The sequence below is a fragment of the Acuticoccus sp. I52.16.1 genome, assembly GCF_022865125.1.
Classification (GTDB): Bacteria; Pseudomonadota; Alphaproteobacteria; order Rhizobiales; family Amorphaceae; genus Acuticoccus.
In genome coordinates this window covers 4310943-4330261 of sequence record NZ_CP094828.1, presented here as the reverse complement: position 1 = coordinate 4330261, position 19319 = coordinate 4310943, and the positions used below count along the sequence as shown (strand labels likewise).

The window sequence follows — 19319 nt, the reverse complement described above, 5'->3', positions numbered from 1 at the left end:
CGGCGTTGATGATCGTCCCGTCGCGCGCGGGTGTCGTCAGGTTCGCGCTCAGCTCTGCCTCCCTCGCGACAGGTCCGTCTCGATCGCCAGGCGCCCCGTGCCGAGCGCCTCGCGGTAGACCTGCACGTTCTCCATCACCCTCTGCACGTAGTTTCGCGTCTCGGGATATGGAATATCCTCGACCCAGGCCAGCGCGTCGACGTTGGGGTCGCGCGGGTCGCCGAAGCGCTGGATCCACTCGTTCACCCGCCCCGCGCCAGCGTTGTAGGCGGCGAAGGTGAGGATGTAGGAGCCGTTGTAGTTGCCGAGGCGCTTGGCGAGGTAGGCCGCGCCCAGCGTCGCGTTGTAGCCGGGGTCGCTGGTGAGCTTCGACTGCGAGTGGCTGAGGCCCAGCTCGCGTGCCATGGCGGCCGCTGTCTGCGGCATCACCTGCATGAGCCCGCTGGCGCCGACGGGGCTGACGGCGCCCGGATTGAACTCCGATTCCTGCCGCGCGATCGAGAACACCACCGCCCGGTCGAGCCCGGTCGGCACCTTCGCGGTGTGCGGGATGGCGTTGCTGGGATAGGCGAGCCGGCCGACGTCGAGCCCGCGCCGCTGCGCATCCTTGGCGACCATCAGCGCCAGATGCGGGTAGCCAGCCTCGTCCGCGAGCTGCGCGGCGAGGGCTGCCTGCCCGGGCGTCGGCACCGTCTTCGCCAGGTGGGCGAGCAGCGTGGCGATCCGGTGCTTGTGGCCGGACTTGATGAGCCGCGAGACCGCCTCGGCGACCTCGTTGCGCGCGAACATCGCCCGGTCGGACGGCGTGGGGTCCGGCGCGCGGCCGACACCGGTGCCGCTTGCGCCGATCTCGGCGCGGGCCAGCTGGCCGTAATAGGTGAAGCCGAAGTGCGCGGCCTCGTTGTAGGCGGTGCGCGCTTCGCCGCCGTGTCCCGCCAGCGCCGCGGCGCGGCCGCGCCAGTAATGCGCCCGCGAGAGCGAGAGCGGCGTCGTCGCGATCTGTTCCAGCTCGGCGAAGTGGCGCGCGGCGCGGTTGCCGTCCCGCAGGTAGCGCATGGCGAACCAGCCAGCGTGGAAGGCCTGGTCCGCCCGCTCCACGGCGCCCTCGGCAAAGCCGATCGTCACCAGCTGGTAGGCGCGCTTGCCGTCGCCCTTCTCGGCCATCATCCGCGCCACGATGCGCGTCTCGACCCACCACGCGTCCCCGTCGACGATGTCGCGCTTGGAGGCGGTCTCGATGAGGCGGGCGGCCGCGTCGAGGTCGTCCTCGCGGCGCTTTTCCTCGATCTGGGCCAGACGGTAGCCGGGACGCTTGCGCAGATCCGCCGGTACCGACGCCAGCGCACGGCCGCCGCGCCCGTTGTTGGTCGCGACCGCGATGCGCGCGTCGAGGTAGGCGCGCGGGCCGGTGCCGAGCCGGCCCCGCAGCGCCTGCGCCTCCTCGAACCGGTTGTTGGCGATCAGCTTGTCGATCCGCTCCAGGTGATCGTCGATGGTGAGGCGGGCCGCGAAGTCGTCGACATAGGCGGACTGCAGCCCGGTGCCCAGCGCGCGCTCGTGCCAGACCGAGCGCACCAGTTTCATGCCGCCGGCGACGTCCCCCTCGGCGATCATCGCGTTGGCGAGGAGGCGCTTGCCGACCAGCGAGGTGGCCTGCCCGCCCATCGCCTTGATGACGGCGTCGGCCCCCGGATTCTCGCGCGAGAGGGCCTCCTCGGCGCGGCCACGCACCAGCTCCGGCTCGGGCCAGTCGGGCGCGCGCACCGCATAGTCGGCAATCATCGCGGAGGACAGCTCGTTGGTGCCGGCGCGCACCAGGAAATAGTCGACGATCTTCTGATCGAGCGGGTCGCTCAGGCCGTTGCGACGCTGCAACGCCTCCTGGTACCGGTCGGCCTTCAGGGCATCGAGCGCGCCTTTGAGGGAGCTGGCCTGGCGACCCTCCGCGGCGAACGGAGAGGGTCCGCCCGCCCGCGGCGCTCCGTGCCCGGCGAGGAGCGCCGGCGAGCTGCTGCGCGCGGCGACCGCGGCGATGGAGGCCACGGGGGCGTTCGGGTCGGCCTGCTTCTCGGCGGCCTCGAACAGGGTCTTCATGGGGCCGCGGTCGGCGCGGGCGGCAAAGGCGGCCGCGGCCACCGGCACGGCCTGCCCGTTCTCGACGCGGCCGATGATCCTGGCGGACGGCAGCGCGGCACTGGTGCTGGTACTCGTGCCCGTTCCCGCTCGGGCCGCCGCGCGGGGATGGGGCTGCGGCACCGGCACGCGCTCGTCGACCATCAGGACGCCGGCCGCGACCGGAGCCCGTGGCAGCGACGAGAGCGGCGCGGCGGACACGGCGCCCACACTCGCCGCCAAAGTTAGTATCGTCACACTGTTCACAACGCAGAACCGCATTGCGTCCCCCAAAACGCCGGTGCACTACGGACCAGTATCAACTCTAGCTTACCTTTTCGGTAACGCATGCCGACAAGAGGGCGGTCCGTGCCCCACCCGCCGGATCGACACCCAACAAGAAAGGCCCGGCCATGTTCAAGGGATCAATGCCCGCACTCGTGACACCCTTCCGTGATGGGAAGGTGGACGAGAAAGCGTTCATCGATCATGTGGAATGGCAAATTTCCGAAGGATCTCATGGGCTTGTTCCCGTCGGCACGACCGGCGAGTCGCCCACGTTGACCCATGACGAGCACCAGCGCGTCGTGGAAATTTGCGTCGAGGTCGCCGCGGGGCGGGTGCCCGTCATCGCCGGCGCCGGCTCCAACTCCACCCGCGAGGCGATCTCGCTCGCCCAGCACGCCGAGTCGGTCGGCGCGACGGCCGTGCTCGTGGTGACGCCCTACTACAACAAGCCGAGCCAGGCCGGGATGAAGGCGCATTTCGCCGCCATCGCGCAGGAAACCAGCCTGCCGATCATCATCTACAACATCCCGCCCCGCTCGGTGATCGACATGTCGGTCGAGACGATGGCCGAGCTCGCCGCCGAACACGTCAACATCGTCGGCGTGAAGGACGCGACGGCCAATCTCGCCCGCCCCTCGCGCCAGCGTGCCGCGTGCGGTCCCGCCTTCGTGCAGCTGTCGGGCGAGGATGCGACGGCGCTCGCCTTCAACGCACACGGCGGCGTCGGCTGCATCTCGGTGACGGCGAACGTCGCGCCGAAGCTGTGCGCCGAGTTCCAGAACGCCTGCCTCGCCGGCGACTTCGCCAAGGCGCTGACGATCCAGGACAAGCTGATGCCGTTGCACGACGCGCTCTTCCTGGAGCCGAGCCCGGGCGGGGCGAAGTACGCGCTCGCCAAGCTCGGCCGGATGGCGAACGAGCTGCGCCTGCCCATCCTGCCAGTGTCAGGCAAGGTGGAGGCCGCGCTCGACAAGGCGCTCGCCCACGCCGGGCTCATTTAACGGCGAGGTCGCTGGTGGGGCGGGCGCGGGTCGGCTAGCATCGGCCCCGCGCGGGGAGGCAGGGGTTCCATGGGGCGACGAATCTTGCTGGGCCTTATTGCCTTCACGCTGTCTGGCTCCCATGTCATGGCCCGCCCTGCCACCTGCGTCACCGACGATGACGGCCGCTACGCGTGCGATTTCCGTTACGCCGGCGGTGACGGTAGCTTCACCGTCGGTGCGCCGGGCAAGCCGTTCTACACGGTGTCCCTCACCTCCCCCGGCGTTGCCGACGCGTTCGCGGACTTCGGCACCGGGCGGAACGTCCCGCTCCCCGGCCCGTTCCTCCGGTCCGAGCGGGATCGAGCCTGCTGGGTGTCGGACGCCACGGGCTATTCCATCTGCGTCTACTAGAGGACCTCCGTCGCGAGACTGAACCATGGCGAAGAACCCCCATCCCGCCTCGCGCACCGTCGCCGAGAACCGCAAGGCGCGGTTCAACTACGAAATTCTGGACGACCTGGAAGCCGGTATCCAGCTCCAGGGCACGGAGGTGAAGTCGCTGCGCGAGGGTCGCTCCAATCTGGGCGAATCCTATGCCGGCGAGTCGGGCGGCGAGCTGTGGCTCTATAACGCCTACATCCCCGAGTACCAGCAGGCGAACCGCTTCAATCACGAGACGAAGCGGCCGCGGAAGCTGCTGCTGCACCGGCGCGAGATGGGCAAGCTCATCGGCGCGATCGCGCAGGAGGGGCTGACGCTGGTGCCGCTCAGCATGTACTTCAACGCCCGCGGCATCGCGAAGGTGAAGCTCGGCCTCGCCAAGGGCAAGAAGACGCACGACAAGCGCGAGACCGAGAAGAAGCGCGATTGGCAGCGCGACAAGGCGCGTCTGCTGCGCGAGCGGGGCTGAGCGGCCGTGAACGCCGAGGCCGCCCCTCCGCCCGGCACCCCGCCGGACGCGGGCGAGCGTACCGCGAGCGAGCCGGCCGAACCCACGCGGACGCCGCCCGATGCGTCCTCCGCATCCGCGCCAGCCGCGTCCTCCGCATCCACGCCCGCAGCGCCGCTCGCCTCGCCCGCCGCCCCGGCGGTCCGTTCGGAGCGCGAGGCCAAGCCGCCCCTCGTCATCATCACCGGGGCATCGGGCGGCATCGGCCAGGCGCTGGCCGAGCGGCTGGCGCGGCCGGGTCTGGTGCTCGGCCTCGTGGGGCGCAATCCGAAGGGGCTGGAGGCCGCGATGGAGGCGGTCGAGCGCCGCGGCGGCCGGGCGATCACCAGCCGGATCGACATCACCACCCCGGCCTTCCAGCACTGGGCCGACGATACCGCCGAGCGCTACACCTTCGAGGCGCTCTACGCCAATGCCGGGCTCTCCGCCGGCCCTCCGGGCCCGAACGCGCTGGAGAGCGCGGAGGACACCGAGCGGCTGGTGCGCACCAACCTGCTCGCCAACATCAGCTGCATCCGGGTGATCGTGGAGCGCATGCGCCGGCAGACGGTGACGACACGGCCCGAGCGGCACATCGGCATCGTCGCCTCGACCGCCGGGCTGATGCCGACCCCCGACCTCGCCGTCTATTCCGCGACGAAAGCGGGGCTCATCGCTTACGGTCACGCCCTGCGCCCGCGCCTGATCAACGACGGGATCACCGTCACGGTGCTGTGCCCCGGCTTCGTGACGAGCCCGATGTCGGCCCGTCACAAGGGCGCCAAGCCGTTCGAGATCAGCGCCGAGCGGGCCGCGCGCAAGATCGTCGCCGCCACCGAAGGCGGGCGCCGCACGTCGGTCTTCCCGCTTCCCTTCCGGCTCCTGTCGCTGGGTGAAGCGATCGCGCCGGGCGGGATCATCGACCGGATCGTGCCCACCTTCCGCGCCGAGATCGAGCCCGACCCGCGGATCGAGCCCTCCTTCAAATCCCGCCGGCTGGACCGCGACCGCTTCGACGATACCCCGGTCGACGACGGCTGACGCCGAGCCGCCCGCGCAGCGCTTGTGCCTACCGCAAGCTGGCGGCGAGCTGGGTCAGGCCGGCGCCGTCCTTGCGGGTGCGCTCGAGGCATTCGGCCGTGAGGCGGACGGCGGTGTCGATGTCGTCTTCGGTGTGGGTGGCGTTGACGAAGAAGCGCAGCCGCGCCGCCTGCTCGGGAACGGCGGGGAAGATGATCGGCTGCACGTTCACGCCCGCCTCCGCGAGGCGGTGGGCGACGAGCGCGGAGACGATGGAATCGCCGATGATGACCGGAAGCACCGCGAGCCCCTCGGCGGTGCCGGTGTCGAGCCCCGCGGCCTTGGCGGCCTTGAGGAAATGCTGGCCGTTGTGGACCAGCCGGGCGACGCGCTCCGGCTCGGCCTCCAGCGCCAGCAGCGCCGCATTGGCCGAGGCGGCGACGGAGGGGGCGAGACCGACGGAGAAGACGAAGCCCGGGGCCGTCGCCTTCAGGTATTCCACCAGCGCCGTGGAGCCGGCGATGAAGCCGCCGCAGGACGACAGCGTCTTGGACAGCGTCCCCATCCAGATCTCGACGGCGTTGGGGTCGATCCCCTCCCGCTCGGCGAGGCCCCGTCCGGTCTGGCCGACGACGCCCAGCGCGTGCGCCTCGTCCACCAGCAGCCACGCGTCGTGGCGGGTCTTGAGGCGGATCAGGCGGTCGAGCGGCGGCGTGTCGCCGTCCATCGAGTAGAGGCCCTCGACCGCGATCAGCACACGGTTGAACTGGTGGCGCTTGGCCGACAAGAGCTCGGCGAGGTGGTCCATGTCGTTGTGGCGGAAGGTGAGCCGCGTCGCCCCGGCGAGCCGCACCCCCTCGACGATGGAGTTGTGGATGAACGCGTCCGCCAGCACCAGGTCGTTCGGCCCCAGGAGGTGGCCGATCGTGGTGACGTTGGTGGCATGGCCGGAGACCATCGCCACCGCGTCCTCCACACCCAGGAAGCGGGCGATGTTCTTCTCCAGCTCGCGGTGGAACGGCCGCTCGCCGGAGACGACGCGCGAGGCGGACACGGAGGTGCCGAAGCGCTCCATCGCCTCGCGGGCGGCGGCGGTGACGCGCGGGTCACCGTTGAGGCCGCAATAGTCGTAGGAGGAGAAGTTGATGTACTCGCGGTTGCCGATACGCGTGTGCGCGGCGGCCTGCACGTCGTGCGGGCGGAAGAACGGCACGTCGATGTTGAGCATCTCGGCGGCGGCGCGCTGGATCTTCAGCTGCCGCGCCGTCTCCAGCGTGGAGAAATCGAACGACTTGCCGACGGAGCGGCCGTCGGAGTTGTCCGGCACGAGGCGCTCGAGCTTGCGTTCGAGACCCGCCTGACGGGAGGCCCGCGCGGCGGCGAGGAGCTGATCCTTCGCCGCCGACTTGAGGGAGCCGATGCCGCGCTTCTTCATGACAGGATGGTCCTCACACCCGCGGTTCGCTCGCGCACCGCGGCTTCGATCGCCTCACGCGGCGCATCGGCGGACCCGATGTGGCGGGCGATCAGCTCGTCCTGGTCCTCGTCGCTCGCCTCTTCTCCGGTGGTGCGATGCACGACCTTCTTGGCGATGTCGGCGAGCGTGGCGCCCGCCGTGAGCGACATCAGCGGAATGTCGACGCCGAGCTTCTGCTCGGCGCTCATTCTGAGCTCCACGCCCATCAGCGAATCCATGCCGAGCGTGGTGAGCGGCTTGTGCGGGTCCACCTCGGAGGCCGGCATCTTGAGGATGCGGCTAATCTCCACCGCCAGCAGGCGCGTCACCTCGGCCACCGCCTCGGACGGCGAGAGGCCGGCGATACGCTCGGCGAGGTCCAGCGAGCCGGCGTCGTCGCCGTCCGCGTCGGCGGCGTCGGCGAGATCCTCGAACGCGGGGCTGCGGGCGATGATCAGCTCCTTGCGCGCCGTCGCCCAATCCACCTGACCGATCAGGCGCACCGCGGGTCCGGAGGTCATCGCCCCCTCGTCGAGGAAGCGCTTCAGGACCGCGAGCCCGTCGCCGGCGGTGATCGCGTGGCGGCCCAGCTTGCGGCGCAGCAGGTCGGACGTCTCCAGCGATCGGGCGAAGACGCCGGCGTCGGCGATCGCGCCCCAGGCGATAGTGAGCCCCGCCTGCCCGCGCGCCCGGCGGCGACGCGCGATCGCCTCCAGGTAGGCGTTGGCGGCGACGTAGTTGGCCTGGCCCGGATTGCCGAGCTGCACCGTGATCGACGAATAGAGCACGAAGAGGTCGAGCGGGATGTCCGCGGTCGCCGCCTCCAGCGCGTTGGCGCCGGCGATCTTGGGGTGCATCGCCGTCTCGAACCGGCCCGCGTCCAGCGAGGCGATCAGCGCATCGTCGAGCACCATCGCCATGTGGAAGACGCCGCCGAGCGGGCGCGTGGTGCCGATCTCGGCGACCAGCTCGCGCACCGCCGCCTCGTTCGTGACGTCGAGCGAGCGCACGTCGATGGCGATGCCCTTGCCGCGATAGGCCTCGATCGCCTCGGCGACGGCCTGGTCCTTGACGCCGGAGCGGCTCACCAGCACGAGGTCCTCGGCGCCGTGCTCGATCAACCATTCGGCGGTGCGGAAACCGAATCCGGAGACGCCGCCGACCAGGAGGTAGGCCTTGTCGGCCACGATGGCGACCGGCTGATGCGCCACCGTCGGCGCGACGGGCTGCGGCGGGGTGACGACGATTTTGCCGATATGCCCGGCGGCCTGCATCAGGCGATAGGCGTCCTTCACGCCGCCGGCGTCGAACGGGCGATAGGGCAGCGGCGTCAGGTCGCCGGAGTCCATCATCGCGACGATCTGGCCCAGCACCCGGCGCGCCACCTTGGGGCGGTGCTTCATCAGCTGGTCGGCGTCGATGCCGAAATAGCTGAGGTTCTGCCGGAACGGGCGCAGGCCGAGCTTGGTGTCGGCATAGAAGTCGCGCTTGCCCAGCTCGCAGAAGCGGCCGAACGGCTTCAGCGTGTCGAGCGAGCGCTCCATCGCCTCGCCCGCGAGCGAGTTGAGGACGACGTCGACGCCCTCCCCGTCCGTCGCGGCCTTGGCCTCCTCGGCAAAGGTCAGACCGCGCGAATCGAACACCTCGTCAGCGCCCAGCTCCCGCAGCAGTGCGCGCTTTTCCGGCGTGCCGGCGGTCACGAAGACGCGCGCGCCGCGCCACTTGGCGATCTGCAATGCCGCGAGGCCGACGCCGCCGGCGCCGCCGTGGATGAGGACGGTCTCGTCTTCCTCCAAGTGCGCCAATTCGATGAGGGCGTAGTAGGCGGTGAGGAAGGCGACCGGCATGGTCGCCGCGGCCTCGGCCGCGAGCTCCACCGGACGCGGGATCACCGACTGCGCCGTCACCGTGACGTGGCTGGCGAAGGACTGCGGCGCGAAGGCGAGCACCAGGTCGCCCGGCTTCACGTCCGTGACCTCCTCGCCCACCGCCTCGACCACACCGGCACATTCCATGCCGAGCGTCGGGCCGGCGAAGCCGTCCTCCAGCGCCTCGTGCGGCAAGAGGCCGAGGGTCCACATCACGTCGCGGAAGTTGAGGCCCGACGCCTCGACCTTGATGCGCACGTCGCCCGCGCCGAGCGGCGGATGCTGCGTCGGCGACCAGACGAGATTGTCGATCGAGCCGCGACGGGGCACGGCGAGGGTGAGCGCCTCGCCGGCGGTCTCCTCCGCCAGCGGCACGTAGCGCATCACGCTGCGGTGGTCGCTGGAGAGGACAATCTCGCGCTCGCCGTTGGGCTCGACCAGCTCGGCCATCAGGCGCACGGCCGCCTCACTGGCGTCGAACGACGCGGCGATGTCGACGAGGCGGATGTCGAGGTGCGGGAACTCGTTCATCGCGACGCGGCCGAAGGCGGAGACGGCGGCGGCGGTCGGGCGGACCTCCTTGGCTCCTTCCACCTGGGCGCCGAACGTCACCAGGGTCACGGTGCGCGCCTCGGTGCCGAGGGCGACGAGCCACGAACCGACGGCGGCGAGGCGCGCCGGGAGGTCGGCCGGCTCTGGCACGTCGACGGCGAGCACCACCGGCCCGTCGGGAGTGGCGGTCAGGTCGGCGAGCTCGGGCGCGTCGTCGGCCATCGCACGCAGGGCTTCCAGCGTGCGCCCGGCGGCCGGGCCGTCGGCGACGAGGGCGGGGAAGGTCTCGAGCGTCGGCGCCTTGACACCGGCGGCACGGCTCGCGGTGAAGATCATCGCGTCGGTCTCGTCCGACGGCAGGGTGTGCACGTCGATCGCTTCGAGGCCGGCTTCGGTGAGCGCAGCGGTCCACTCCTCGGGCGCATTGAGCGCACCGACGGGGCTTTCCGCATCGAGCGAGGCGGCCCACCAGTCGGTGGTGAGGCCGCCGATCACGTCGGCGAAGAGGTTGCCGGCGAGCGCGCCGCCCAGGAGCCGCCCGCCCGGCCGCAGGCACTCCGCCGCGGCGGCGACGTCCATCGGTCCGAACTGCGGCGTCATCACGACGAGGTCGTACCGGTGCTCGCGGGCGGCGGAGAACGGCTCCAGGTGGACGCCCTCGTGCCGGTCCCACACCAGCGCGGTGCGCTCCAGCGTGACGGGGCAGGTATCGGTGATCGTGAGGCGGACCCGCTCCGGATCGATCAGCGCGGCCACCTCCCGCGCGAAGGCGACGTTGCCGGCGCCGACGAGGCAGACCGTCAGTGCCGCGCCGCTGGAGCTGAGCGCCGTGTCGGTCAAGGCGCCGATCGCGGCGTAGAGCGGCGCGGTGAACGGGGCGCTGACGAGGAGCTGGTCGAGGAGCGCGTCGGATGCCGGGTGCTCGGCGGCGAGGCCGGAGCGGAAGGTCTCGGCGAGCCACTCGGGAAGCGCGGCGAGGAGCGTCGCCTCGGCGAGCCGCTCGGGATGCTCCTCGATCAGGAGGGTGACGATCTCGGAGATGTCGACCGGTTCGCCGGTGAGCGCGAACGTGCCGCCGTCCTCCTCGGCGAGGCCCGCGGCGACGAGCGCCGGCAGCACGCGCGCGGCCAGCGGCACGGCGTTGCCGGCGAGGCGCCCCTCGGCGACGCAGCTCTGCAGCGACGCCGGCGGCGTCAGGATCGGCCCCAGCGCCTCGACCGCGGCGGCGAGCACCCCGGCCTCGACGAAGAGTGCGGTCTCGGACGGCTCGGTCGCGGTATCGACCGACGGGGCCAGCGGCGGCAGGTCCGATGCGGGCGCGCTGACGCGGGCGACGCGGCGCAGCTTCGGCGCGGCGACCACCGGCTCGCCGACCGCGTGGGCCAGCGGCACGGCCTGGAAGCGCACCGCCTCGGCGGTGGCGACGACGGCGCCGGCGGCATCGCGCAGCACGAAGTCGGCCTCGACGATCCCCTCGGTCGGGCGGCGAACGGTGATGTCGGCTTCGGTCGGCGTCGCGGCGTCGGCGGCGAGCGTCAGGCGGCCGAGACGGATCGGCAGGACCGCCACGCCGCGGACCTCGTCGCGCCCCGCCAGGAAGGCGAAGAGGCCATGGAAGCAGGCGTCGAACATCGTCGGGTCGAGCGCCAGCTTGAGGCGCGCGGTGGCCGGATCCGGCGGGCTGAGGCGCACGTGAATGTGCGAATCGTCCACCAGGGTGACGAGGTTGGCGCGGCGGAAGACCGGGCCGTAGGGGAGCCCGAACTGCGCGGTGATCTCGTAGAGCCGTGCGGCCGGCACCGTCGGCGCGCCCTCCGGCACCGCGATCGCCGCACCGTGCGGCGCGGCGGGGGCCTTGGCGACCGTCGCCTTGACGTGCGGCGACCAGCCGTCGTCGGCCCCGCGGATGCGGCTCTCGATGACGAAGGTCTGCGGCGCGATCTCGCGCGTGCGCACGGTGCGGTCGTCCGACGCGTCGAGCACCAGCGGGGCGATGATGTCGAGCCCGCGCACCTCCACCGGGTGGCCCGGATAGAGCACGCGGCCCACCGCCAGCAGCATCTCGGTGAAGCCCGCCGCGGGGAAGACGACCGACGTCTCGACCGTGTGGTCGGCGAGGAAGGGCAGCACCACCGGGTCGAGCCCGATGCGCCACTCGTGGATGTCCTCGCGCACGCGGTCGCCGAGCAGCACGTGATCGCGCCGCTTCATCAGCCAGACGATCTCGTTCGACTCGGCCTTCTTGTAGCGCTGGTGCTGCCAGGGGTAGGTCGGCAGCAGGTCCGGCGCGGCACGTCGCTCGCCGAACAGCGCCGCATCGTCGATGGCGGTCCCGTTGGCGATCAGCGTGCGCAGAACCTCGGCGACCGGCTCGGCCGCGCCCTCGCCCTGGCGGAAGGACGGCAGCACGGTGGCGCGGATCTCGGCGGTGCGCAGCGCGTCGTTGAGGTAGCCGGTCAGCACCGGGCGGGGCCCGATCTCCACATAAAGGCGGTGGCCCTCCTCCAGCGAGGCGAGGACGCCCTTCTGGAAATCGACCGGCTGGCGCACGTTCTCCCACCAGTAGTCGGCGCCGAGCCGCGTCCCGTCGACCGGCTCGCCCGTCACGGTGGAGATCATCGGGATGGTGGTCGGCCGCGGCGCGATGGCGCTCAGCGACTGCAGCAGTGGTCCGCGGATCGGCTCCACCAGCGCGCAGTGGAACGGATAGTCGAGGTCGAGCCGCTTCATCGCCCAGCGCTTCTTGCGGGCGTCCTTGCCGAAGACGGCGAGCTGCTCGGTCGGTCCCGAGATGGTGACGGAGCGGCTGGAATTGACCGCCGCCAGCTCCAGCCCGTGGTAGGGCGCGATCGCCTCCACCGCCTCTTCGGCCGGCAGCAGCAGCGCCGCCATCCCGCCGAGGTGACGGGTCACCTCCTGGTGCGTGGAGCGGGCGTGGATCACCTTGACCGCATCGCTCAGCGACAGCGCGCCGGAGGCCCACGCGGCGGCGACCTCGCCCACCGAGTGGCCCATCACCGCCGACGGGGTGACGCCGCGGCGCTCCAGCGCGTCGGTCAGCGCGACCTGGATCGCGAACAGCAGCGGCTGAGCGATCTCGGTCCGCTCGATCTCGGTCTCGAGGTCGCCGGAGAACAGCATCGTCACCAGCGACCAGCCCGCGACCGACATGAAGAGCCGGTCCGTGCGGTCGAACGAGAGGCGGAAATCGGTCTCGCCCTGGTAGGCGGCGCGCCCCATGCCGGCCCACTGCGAGCCGTTCCCCGAATAGACGAATACCGGCTTTTCGCCCACCGAGGCCGCCTCGCCGACGGCGGCGAGCGGGTGGTTCTGCCCCTCGGCGACGGCGTTCAGCGCCGCGACCATGGCGCTGGCGTCGTCCGACGCGATCACGGCGCGGTGCGACAGGCGCTGCCGGCGGTGCGCGGCGGCGTTGACGTGGGCCGCGAGGCGGGCGGCATCGGCGCCGCCGAGGGCCTTGGCGGTGGCGGCCGCGAGCTCGCCCAGCGCCGCGCGGGTGGCGGCGCTGACGACCAGCGGTGCGTCGCCCTTGGGCGCAGCCGCCTCGCCGATCGGCTCCCCGTCGGCCATGACGACGTGCGCGTTGGCGCCGCCGAAGCCGAACGAATTGATACCGGCGAGGCGCGGTTCCGGCGCCCGCGCCAGCGTCGTCGCCTCGGCCGCGACGGTGAGGTTCAGCTCGGTGAAGTCGATGTCCGGGTTGGGGACCTCGAAATGGAGCGAGGCCGGCAGCAGGTTGTTGGCCAGCGCCAGCTGCGACTTCAGGATACCGACGAGGCCGGAGGCCGGCTCCAGATGGCCGAAGTTGGTCTTCGACGAGCCGATCAGCAGCGGATCGCCGTGCTTCTGGCCCAGCACGGTGCCGATGGCGTTGGTCTCGATCGGGTCGCCGACGCGCGTGCCGGTGCCGTGCGCCTCCACGAAGGCGAGGCGTGCCGGGTCGATCCCGCCCGCCTCGTAGACCTGGCGCAGCAGGTCGGCCTGCGCCGTGGGGGACGGCAGCGAGAGGCCCGCGGTCCGCCCGTCGGCGTTGATGCCGGAGCCGACGAAGCGGGCGCGAATCGGGTCGCTGTCCCGCCGCGCCGCCTCTTCGGAGCGCAGCACCATGACGACGGCGCCCTCGGAGCGCACGTAGCCGTCCGCGCCGGCGTCGAACGCGCGGCACAGGCCGCCCGCCGACAGCATCGACGCGCGCGAGAAGCCGATGAACGGAATGTGGTTGAGGAGCAGCGAGACGCCGCCGACGATGGCGGTCTCGATCTTGCCGGCGCGGATGTCCTCGATCGCCTGGTGCAGGGCGATGAGCGAGGACGAGCAGGCGGTGTCGACCGTGTAGCTGGGGCCGCGCAGGTCGAACACGTAGGAGACGCGGTTGGCGACGATGGAGAGCGTGTTGCCCGTCATCGACTGCGGCTCGATCGACATCGGGTCGAGCTGCGCCTCGTTGGAATAATCGAGCGAGGACGCGCCGACATAGACGCCGACCTGCTGGCCGGCGAGGCGGTCGGCCGGGATGCCGGCGTTCTCCAGCGCCTCGACGGCGACCTCCAGGAGGACGCGCTGCTGCGGGTCCATCGTGGCGGCCTCGCGCGGCGAGATGCCGAAATAGCCCGGGTCGAAGTGATAGGGGCGCGCGATCTGGCCGGCCGCGAACGTCACCGAGCGGCCGGGCTTGGAGCGGTCCGGGTGCAGGTAGGGCAGCGTGCCGAATCGCTCCTCGTCGAGCGAGGAGATCACGCACTTGGCGTTGACGAGCACATCCCAGAACGCCTCCAGCCCTTCAGCTTGGGGGAGGCGGCAAGCGGACCCGACAAGAGCGACACGCGAGTCCGTAACCGTCATACTGGCGATCCTTCAGTCCAACCGGCGAACCGAGACAAGACGAACCGGCTCATTCGAGATTCATCCTGCCCCCAAGTCGCAAAAACTGCATCGTCCGGGCGATACAGACGCATAGGCGATCGAGGTTTTCCAAGCAACAAAGGCGGAGGCCTCAGGCGAGCGGGAACAACGGTCCACCGATTTCTGTATGTTTCGGCATGACGGCTCCTCGCTTCGTACACGCAACCGCGGCGACCGATTGCGCTGTTCCGATGACGTCGGTCAACCGCGCCTCGGTCAGCGCGTGGAGCGACGGCCCGGCCAACAACTTTCCACATTGGAGTGATGCTAATAAACCTGCCATGAACGCATCTCCAGCCCCGACTGCATCGACAACCTCGACTCGGCGCGCCGCGACATGCACCGACGCACCCGCCGTCCAGGCCGAGACCCCTTCGCCGCCGCGCGTCAGGACCGCCAAAGCGGCGCCGGCCTGCAACATACGGTGCAGAAACGCCTCCGCGTCGTCCACCCCGATCATCGCCAGGTCGGCCTCGCTCGCCTTCACGATTCCCGCCCGCGCCGACATCCGCTCCAGCCGCCCCCGGTAGCGCGGCAGGTCGGTGATGCTCGGCAGCCGCACATTATAGTCCATCGCCACCAGCGGCGCCGCCATGGCCAGCGCCTCCAGCCGATCCGCCACCGGCTCCTGCGCCAGCACCGCCGAGCCGACCACCAGGATCGACGCGCCGGCCGGCAATGCGGGCGGATCGGTATCGTGCATCACCCGGTCCGGATCGGCGATATTGTACCGGGGCTCGGAGCCCGACAGATCGACGATACCCACAGGAGTCGCCCGCGCCGAACGCCGGACGGCGGAGATGTCCACCCCCTCGTTCGCCAACGCCTCGGCGAAGGCGCAGCCCAGCCGGTCGCTCGACAGCTCCCACAGATAGGCCGCCCGCCCGCCCAGACGCGCCACGCCCAGCGCCACGTTGTAGGGCGAGCCCCCCAGCACCGGCCGGTAGATCAGTTCGCCGTCCAGCTCCTCGGGCATGAGGTCCACGAGCGCTTCGCCGCACGACACGATCACGCCGCTGTTCCTTGCCGGGGCCGCTGCACCATCCGCCTCATACCGATACAATTGGGGAGCGACATAGAGATGTGTTGCGCGCGGAACGCAAGTAAACGATTCTCACCGTCAGGGATAAGTCGCACCCTTCCCCCGAATCACGAAGAGCGTTGTGGGCATCTCAGAGTTGTCGGATCGCTTGAGCTGTGCGCCGAGCGCATAGCGGGGCCGACAATTCTGCAACACCACCACAGTGGTGTGTGGCAAAGGCGCCATTTGGTAACATGCTGCAACACCATTTGAGTGCGTCAGGCCGGTTTCGGGCCGCCCGGTAACTCCAAAGTATCGAAGCGCATGCTACTTCACAGGACATGCAAGCGCTTCACATCGCCTCCATCGGTGCCGGCTCCTTCGGACGCCATCATGCCAGGCACCTCAGCCAACACCCGCTGGTCGGTCAGGTCACCATCGTCGACCGCGACGGCGCGCGTGCGGCCGAGCTGGCGGGCGATCTCGGCACCGCCTGGACGAGCGACCTCGCCTCCATCACGCCCGACGCCGCCGTCATCGCCGTGCCGACCGAGGCGCACCGCGCCATCGCCGAGCCGCTGATCGCCAAGGGCGCCTCCGTCTTCATCGAGAAGCCGATCGCCGGGACCGACACCGACGCCGCCGCGCTGGTGGCCGCCGCCGAACGCGCCGGCGTGATCTTGCAGGTCGGCCATATCGAGCGCTTCAACCCCGCGTTCGCCGCCCTCGCCTCCCAGGCCCGCGGCGTCACCCATATCGCCGCCCGCCGGCACAACCCGCCGCGGCCCGTGCCGCCGGTCGTCGACGTCGTGCTCGACCTCATGATCCACGACATCGACCTGGCGCTGACGCTGGCCGGCGCGATGCCGCGCACCGTCACCGCGCAGGCGCCGGACGGCGGCACCGAATCGGCGATCGCCACGCTCCACTTCGCGAACGGCGTCACCGCGGACCTCTCCGCCAGCCGCCTCTCGCCCGTCACCGAGCGCGTCCTCACCGTGCACGATGCGGACGGGGTGTGGCGCGCCGACCTCGCCGCGGGGCGCCTCGCCCGCACCGCCGGCGGCGCCATCGCCGCCGACGAAGCGGTCGCCCCGCGCGACAACCTCTTCACCGAACTCGACGAGTTCGTGCGGGCCGTCCTGGGCGGCCCGCGACCCACGGTGACCGGCAAAGCCGGCGCCGCAGCCCTCGCGGTCGCCGAGCGGATCCGCGCGGCGATCGCCACCTCTTCGTTCCAGTTGTCTGCCTGAAAGGTCGAACATGACTGCCATCCTCGCACGGGCCCCGGTTACCGATTCGCCGATCCCGTTGTTCGACCTGAAGCGTCAGCAGGCCCGTCTGCGGTTCGACATCGACCGCCGCATCGCCAAGGCGCTCGACCACGGCCAGTACATCCTCGGCCCCGAAGTCACCGAGCTGGAGCATGATCTCGCCGCGTTCTGCGGCGTGAAGCACTGCATCGCCGTCTCCTCCGGCCGCGACGCGCTCATCATGGCGCTGATGGCGATGGGGATCGGCCCCGGCGACGCCGTCCTCGTCCCGGCCTTCACCTTCTCGGCGACCGCGGCGGTGGTGCTGACGGTCGGCGCGACGCCGATCTTCGTCGACGTCGACCCCGCGACCTACAACATGGGCGCCGCCGAGATCGACGGCGCGGTCGCCTCCGCCAAGGCCCGCGGGCTGACCCCGAAGGCGGTCATGCCGGTGGACCTCTTCGGCCGCCCGGCCGACTACACCGCGCTGAAGGCCGTGGCCGACATGCACGGCCTGCCGCTGATCGCCGACGCCGCGCAGTCCTTCGGCGGCTCGGTGGGGGCCAAGCGGGTCGGAGCGCTGGCGCCGATCTCGTGCGTCTCCTTCTATCCGACGAAGCCGCTCGGCGCGTTCGGTGACGGCGGCGCGGTGCTGACCGACGACGACGACCTCGCCGGCATCGTGCGCCAGATCCGCACCCACGGCCGCCAGGGCGACGGCGACGAGGCGATGCGCATCGGCATGACCGGCCGGCTCGACACCATCCAGGCGGCGATCCTCCTGTCCAAGCTCTCGGTCTTCAAGGCCGAGCTGAACCGCCGGGCCGAGCTCGCCGCGCTCTACCAGTCGGAACTCTCCGACATCTGCACCCAGCCGCCGGCCGACACCAAGAGCGTGCGCTCGGCCTGGGCGCTCTACACCGTGCGCGTGAAGTACCGCGACGCGGTGCGCCAGGCGCTGACCGACCGGCAGATCGGCACCGGTCTCTTCTACCGCGTGCCGCTGCACCGCCACCCGGCCTTCGCCGCGTCGCTCACCGGCGAGGAGCATTTGCCGGTGTCGGAGATGCTGGCGAACGAGGTGCTGAGCCTGCCGATGGGCCCCGACCTCACCGACGAGGAGGCCCGCCACGTGTGCGACAGCCTCGCCGAGGCGATCGAGACCGTCTGAGCCTCCCGGCTCGAACGCGAAGCCGGCCCCCGAGGCCGGCTTTTTCGTGTCCGGGGACCGGCTGCGGCGCCGCTTGGCAATCCTTCGACAACCGTGCAAGCTCCGGCCGTCGACCGCGGTTTTCGCGCGCGCCCTGAAGGGGTTGGCGCCGAGGCCATGGTCCCCCGGCTCGTTGATGGAGAATGGATCATGAGATCCCTCGCACTCGCCCTCCCCCTCGCGCTCGCGCTCCTCTCCGGCCCCGCCGCCGCGCAGACCACCTTGCGCATGGCCAACTGGCTGCCGCCCGGCCACCCGTTGATGAAGGACGTGATGGTCCCCTACGCCGCCGCCATCGAGCAGGCGACCGAGGGGCGTGTGACGGTCGAGATCCTGGACGCGCCGCTCGGGCCGCCGCCGGCGCACTACGACTTCGCCGTCAACGGCATCGCCGACATCACCTACGGCGTCCACGGCTACAATCCCGGCCGGTTCAAGACGATCTCCATCGCCGAGATGCCGTTCCTGGGCGACAGCGCGGAGGTGATCTCCGTCGCCTACTGGCGCGTCTACGAAAAGATGCTCGCCGCCGCGGGCGAGGCGGACGACGTCAAGGTGCTGGCCGTCTTCACCCACGGCCCCGGCGAGATCTTCACCGAGGGGACGGACCTTGCCGCCGACATGCCGCTGCAAGGCACGAAGATCCGCGTCGGCGGCGGGATCGCCGGCGATGTCGCCGCGGCGCTGGGTGCGGCGCCGGTGCTGGCGCCGTCGTCGAAGACCTACGAGCTTCTGTCGGGCGGGGTGGCGGACGGGATCCTCTTCCCCTTCGAATCGGTCACCTTCTTCAAGCTCGACAGCCTGCTCGACAAAGGGCTCGTGATCCCCGGCGGGCTCTACAACACCTCGTTCTTCGTGGTGATGAACAAGGCCCGCTGGTCCGCCCTCGCCGACGAGGACAAGGCCGCAATCGACAAGGTCTCCGGCGAGGCGCTGGCAAGGATGGCCGGCTCGGCCTGGGACGCCGCCGACGCCGCCGGCCGCGACGCGATGAAGGGCCACATCGCCCTCGAGGAGGCGAGCGCGGCGCAGATGGCCGCGTTCGAGGCCGCGTTGCAGCCGGTGATCGACGCCAAGCTCGCGGAGGTCGCCTCCACCGGGGTCGACGCCAAGGCTGCCATGGAGGCGCTGAAGGCCGAGATCGCGGCCGTCGCGGCCGAGTGAGCCGCCCGCCGGCCCCGCCCGCCGAGGGCGCCGCGGCGCCCCGCCCCCGCCTCGGGCCGATCCGCATGGCGCTGGCGGGGCTCGCGGCGGTGCTGCTCCTGGCGCTGATGGGCGTCACCGTGGTGGACGTCGCGGGGCGTTACCTCTTCAACAGCCCGATCTTCGGCGCCACCGAGCTGACCGAGCTGATCCTCGCCGCGGTCATCTTCTGCGGCCTGCCGGCGGTCTGCCTCGACGACGGGCACGTCACCGTGCGGCTCTTGACCGCGCGGCTCGGCGCGCGGGGCCGTCGGATCGAGCTCGCGGTGGCGCGCGTGCTGACCGCCGCGGCGCTCGGCGTCGTCGCCTGGCGCCTCGCCGTGCAGGGGATGCGCACCGCGAGCTACGGCGAGGTGACGACCTACCTGCGCCTGCCGGTCGGCCCGATCGCCTACACCGCGGCGGCGCTGTGCGCTCTCGCCGCGGTGCTGACGCTGGCGCTCGTCGTGCTGCGGGCCGAGCGCGGCGGCACCGGCGCCTCGGTCTGACCCGCGCGATG

At 71.2% G+C, this 19319-nt stretch carries 12 protein-coding genes; 8 read left to right on the top strand and 4 right to left on the bottom strand.

Annotation, left to right across the window (positions count from 1 at the left end):
• Nucleotides 1-48: 48 nt before the first annotated feature.
• Complete coding sequence (locus MRB58_RS19555; protein WP_244778765.1) at nt 49-2394, bottom strand: lytic transglycosylase domain-containing protein; 2346 nt, start codon at nt 2392-2394, stop codon at nt 49-51.
• Between the two features lie 131 nt (nt 2395-2525).
• Between MRB58_RS19555 and dapA the strand changes: the two genes are divergently transcribed.
• From dapA to MRB58_RS19535, 4 genes are all read left to right on the top strand, one after another.
• Complete coding sequence (gene dapA / locus MRB58_RS19550; RefSeq protein ID WP_244778764.1) at nt 2526-3401, top strand: 4-hydroxy-tetrahydrodipicolinate synthase; 876 nt, start codon at nt 2526-2528, stop codon at nt 3399-3401.
• Between the two features lie 126 nt (nt 3402-3527).
• Nucleotides 3528-3794, top strand: coding sequence for a hypothetical protein (locus tag MRB58_RS19545; RefSeq protein ID WP_244778763.1), 267 nt, complete (start codon nt 3528-3530; stop codon nt 3792-3794).
• A 25-nt stretch (nt 3795-3819) separates the two neighbouring features.
• Nucleotides 3820-4293, top strand: a complete 474-nt coding sequence (smpB, locus tag MRB58_RS19540) for an SsrA-binding protein SmpB (RefSeq protein ID WP_244778762.1) — start codon at nt 3820-3822, stop codon at nt 4291-4293.
• Between the two features lie 6 nt (nt 4294-4299).
• On the top strand, nt 4300-5352 hold the full coding sequence (locus MRB58_RS19535; RefSeq protein ID WP_244778761.1) for an SDR family oxidoreductase: 1053 nt from the start codon (nt 4300-4302) through the stop codon (nt 5350-5352).
• A gap of 28 nt (nt 5353-5380) precedes the next feature.
• Here the strand turns inward: MRB58_RS19535 and MRB58_RS19530 are convergent, their stop codons facing one another.
• The 3 genes from MRB58_RS19530 to MRB58_RS19520 form a co-directional block, all read right to left on the bottom strand.
• The gene (locus MRB58_RS19530) at nt 5381-6766 is read right to left on the bottom strand and encodes an aminotransferase class I/II-fold pyridoxal phosphate-dependent enzyme (RefSeq protein ID WP_244778760.1); all 1386 of its coding nucleotides are present in this window, start codon (nt 6764-6766) and stop codon (nt 5381-5383) included.
• Nucleotides 6763-14070 carry a type I polyketide synthase gene (locus MRB58_RS19525; protein WP_244778759.1) on the bottom strand — a complete coding sequence of 2436 codons (7308 nt, stop codon included), beginning with the start codon at nt 14068-14070 and terminating at the stop codon, nt 6763-6765. Before MRB58_RS19525 ends, MRB58_RS19530 begins: the two co-directional genes overlap by 4 nt.
• Nucleotides 14071-14221: 151 nt before the next feature.
• Nucleotides 14222-15193, bottom strand: coding sequence for a carbohydrate kinase (locus MRB58_RS19520; RefSeq protein WP_244778758.1), 972 nt, complete (start codon nt 15191-15193; stop codon nt 14222-14224).
• 272 nt (nt 15194-15465) lie between these two features.
• On the opposite strand from MRB58_RS19520, the gene MRB58_RS19515 reads away from it, so the two are divergent.
• From MRB58_RS19515 to MRB58_RS19500, 4 genes are all read left to right on the top strand, one after another.
• Nucleotides 15466-16404, top strand: a complete 939-nt coding sequence (locus tag MRB58_RS19515; RefSeq protein ID WP_256461745.1) for a Gfo/Idh/MocA family protein — start codon at nt 15466-15468, stop codon at nt 16402-16404.
• Between the two features lie 10 nt (nt 16405-16414).
• A complete protein-coding gene (locus tag MRB58_RS19510) occupies nt 16415-17578 on the top strand; it encodes a DegT/DnrJ/EryC1/StrS aminotransferase family protein (RefSeq protein WP_244778756.1) in 1164 nt (387 codons plus the stop codon).
• Nucleotides 17579-17767: 189 nt separating this feature from the next.
• Entirely contained in the window at nt 17768-18781 is a 1014-nt protein-coding gene (locus MRB58_RS19505; RefSeq protein WP_244778755.1) for a TRAP transporter substrate-binding protein, read from the top strand.
• On the top strand, nt 18778-19308 hold the full coding sequence (locus MRB58_RS19500) for a TRAP transporter small permease (RefSeq protein WP_244778754.1): 531 nt from the start codon (nt 18778-18780) through the stop codon (nt 19306-19308). Before MRB58_RS19505 ends, MRB58_RS19500 begins: the two co-directional genes overlap by 4 nt.
• The last annotated feature ends 11 nt before the right edge of the window (nt 19309-19319 follow it).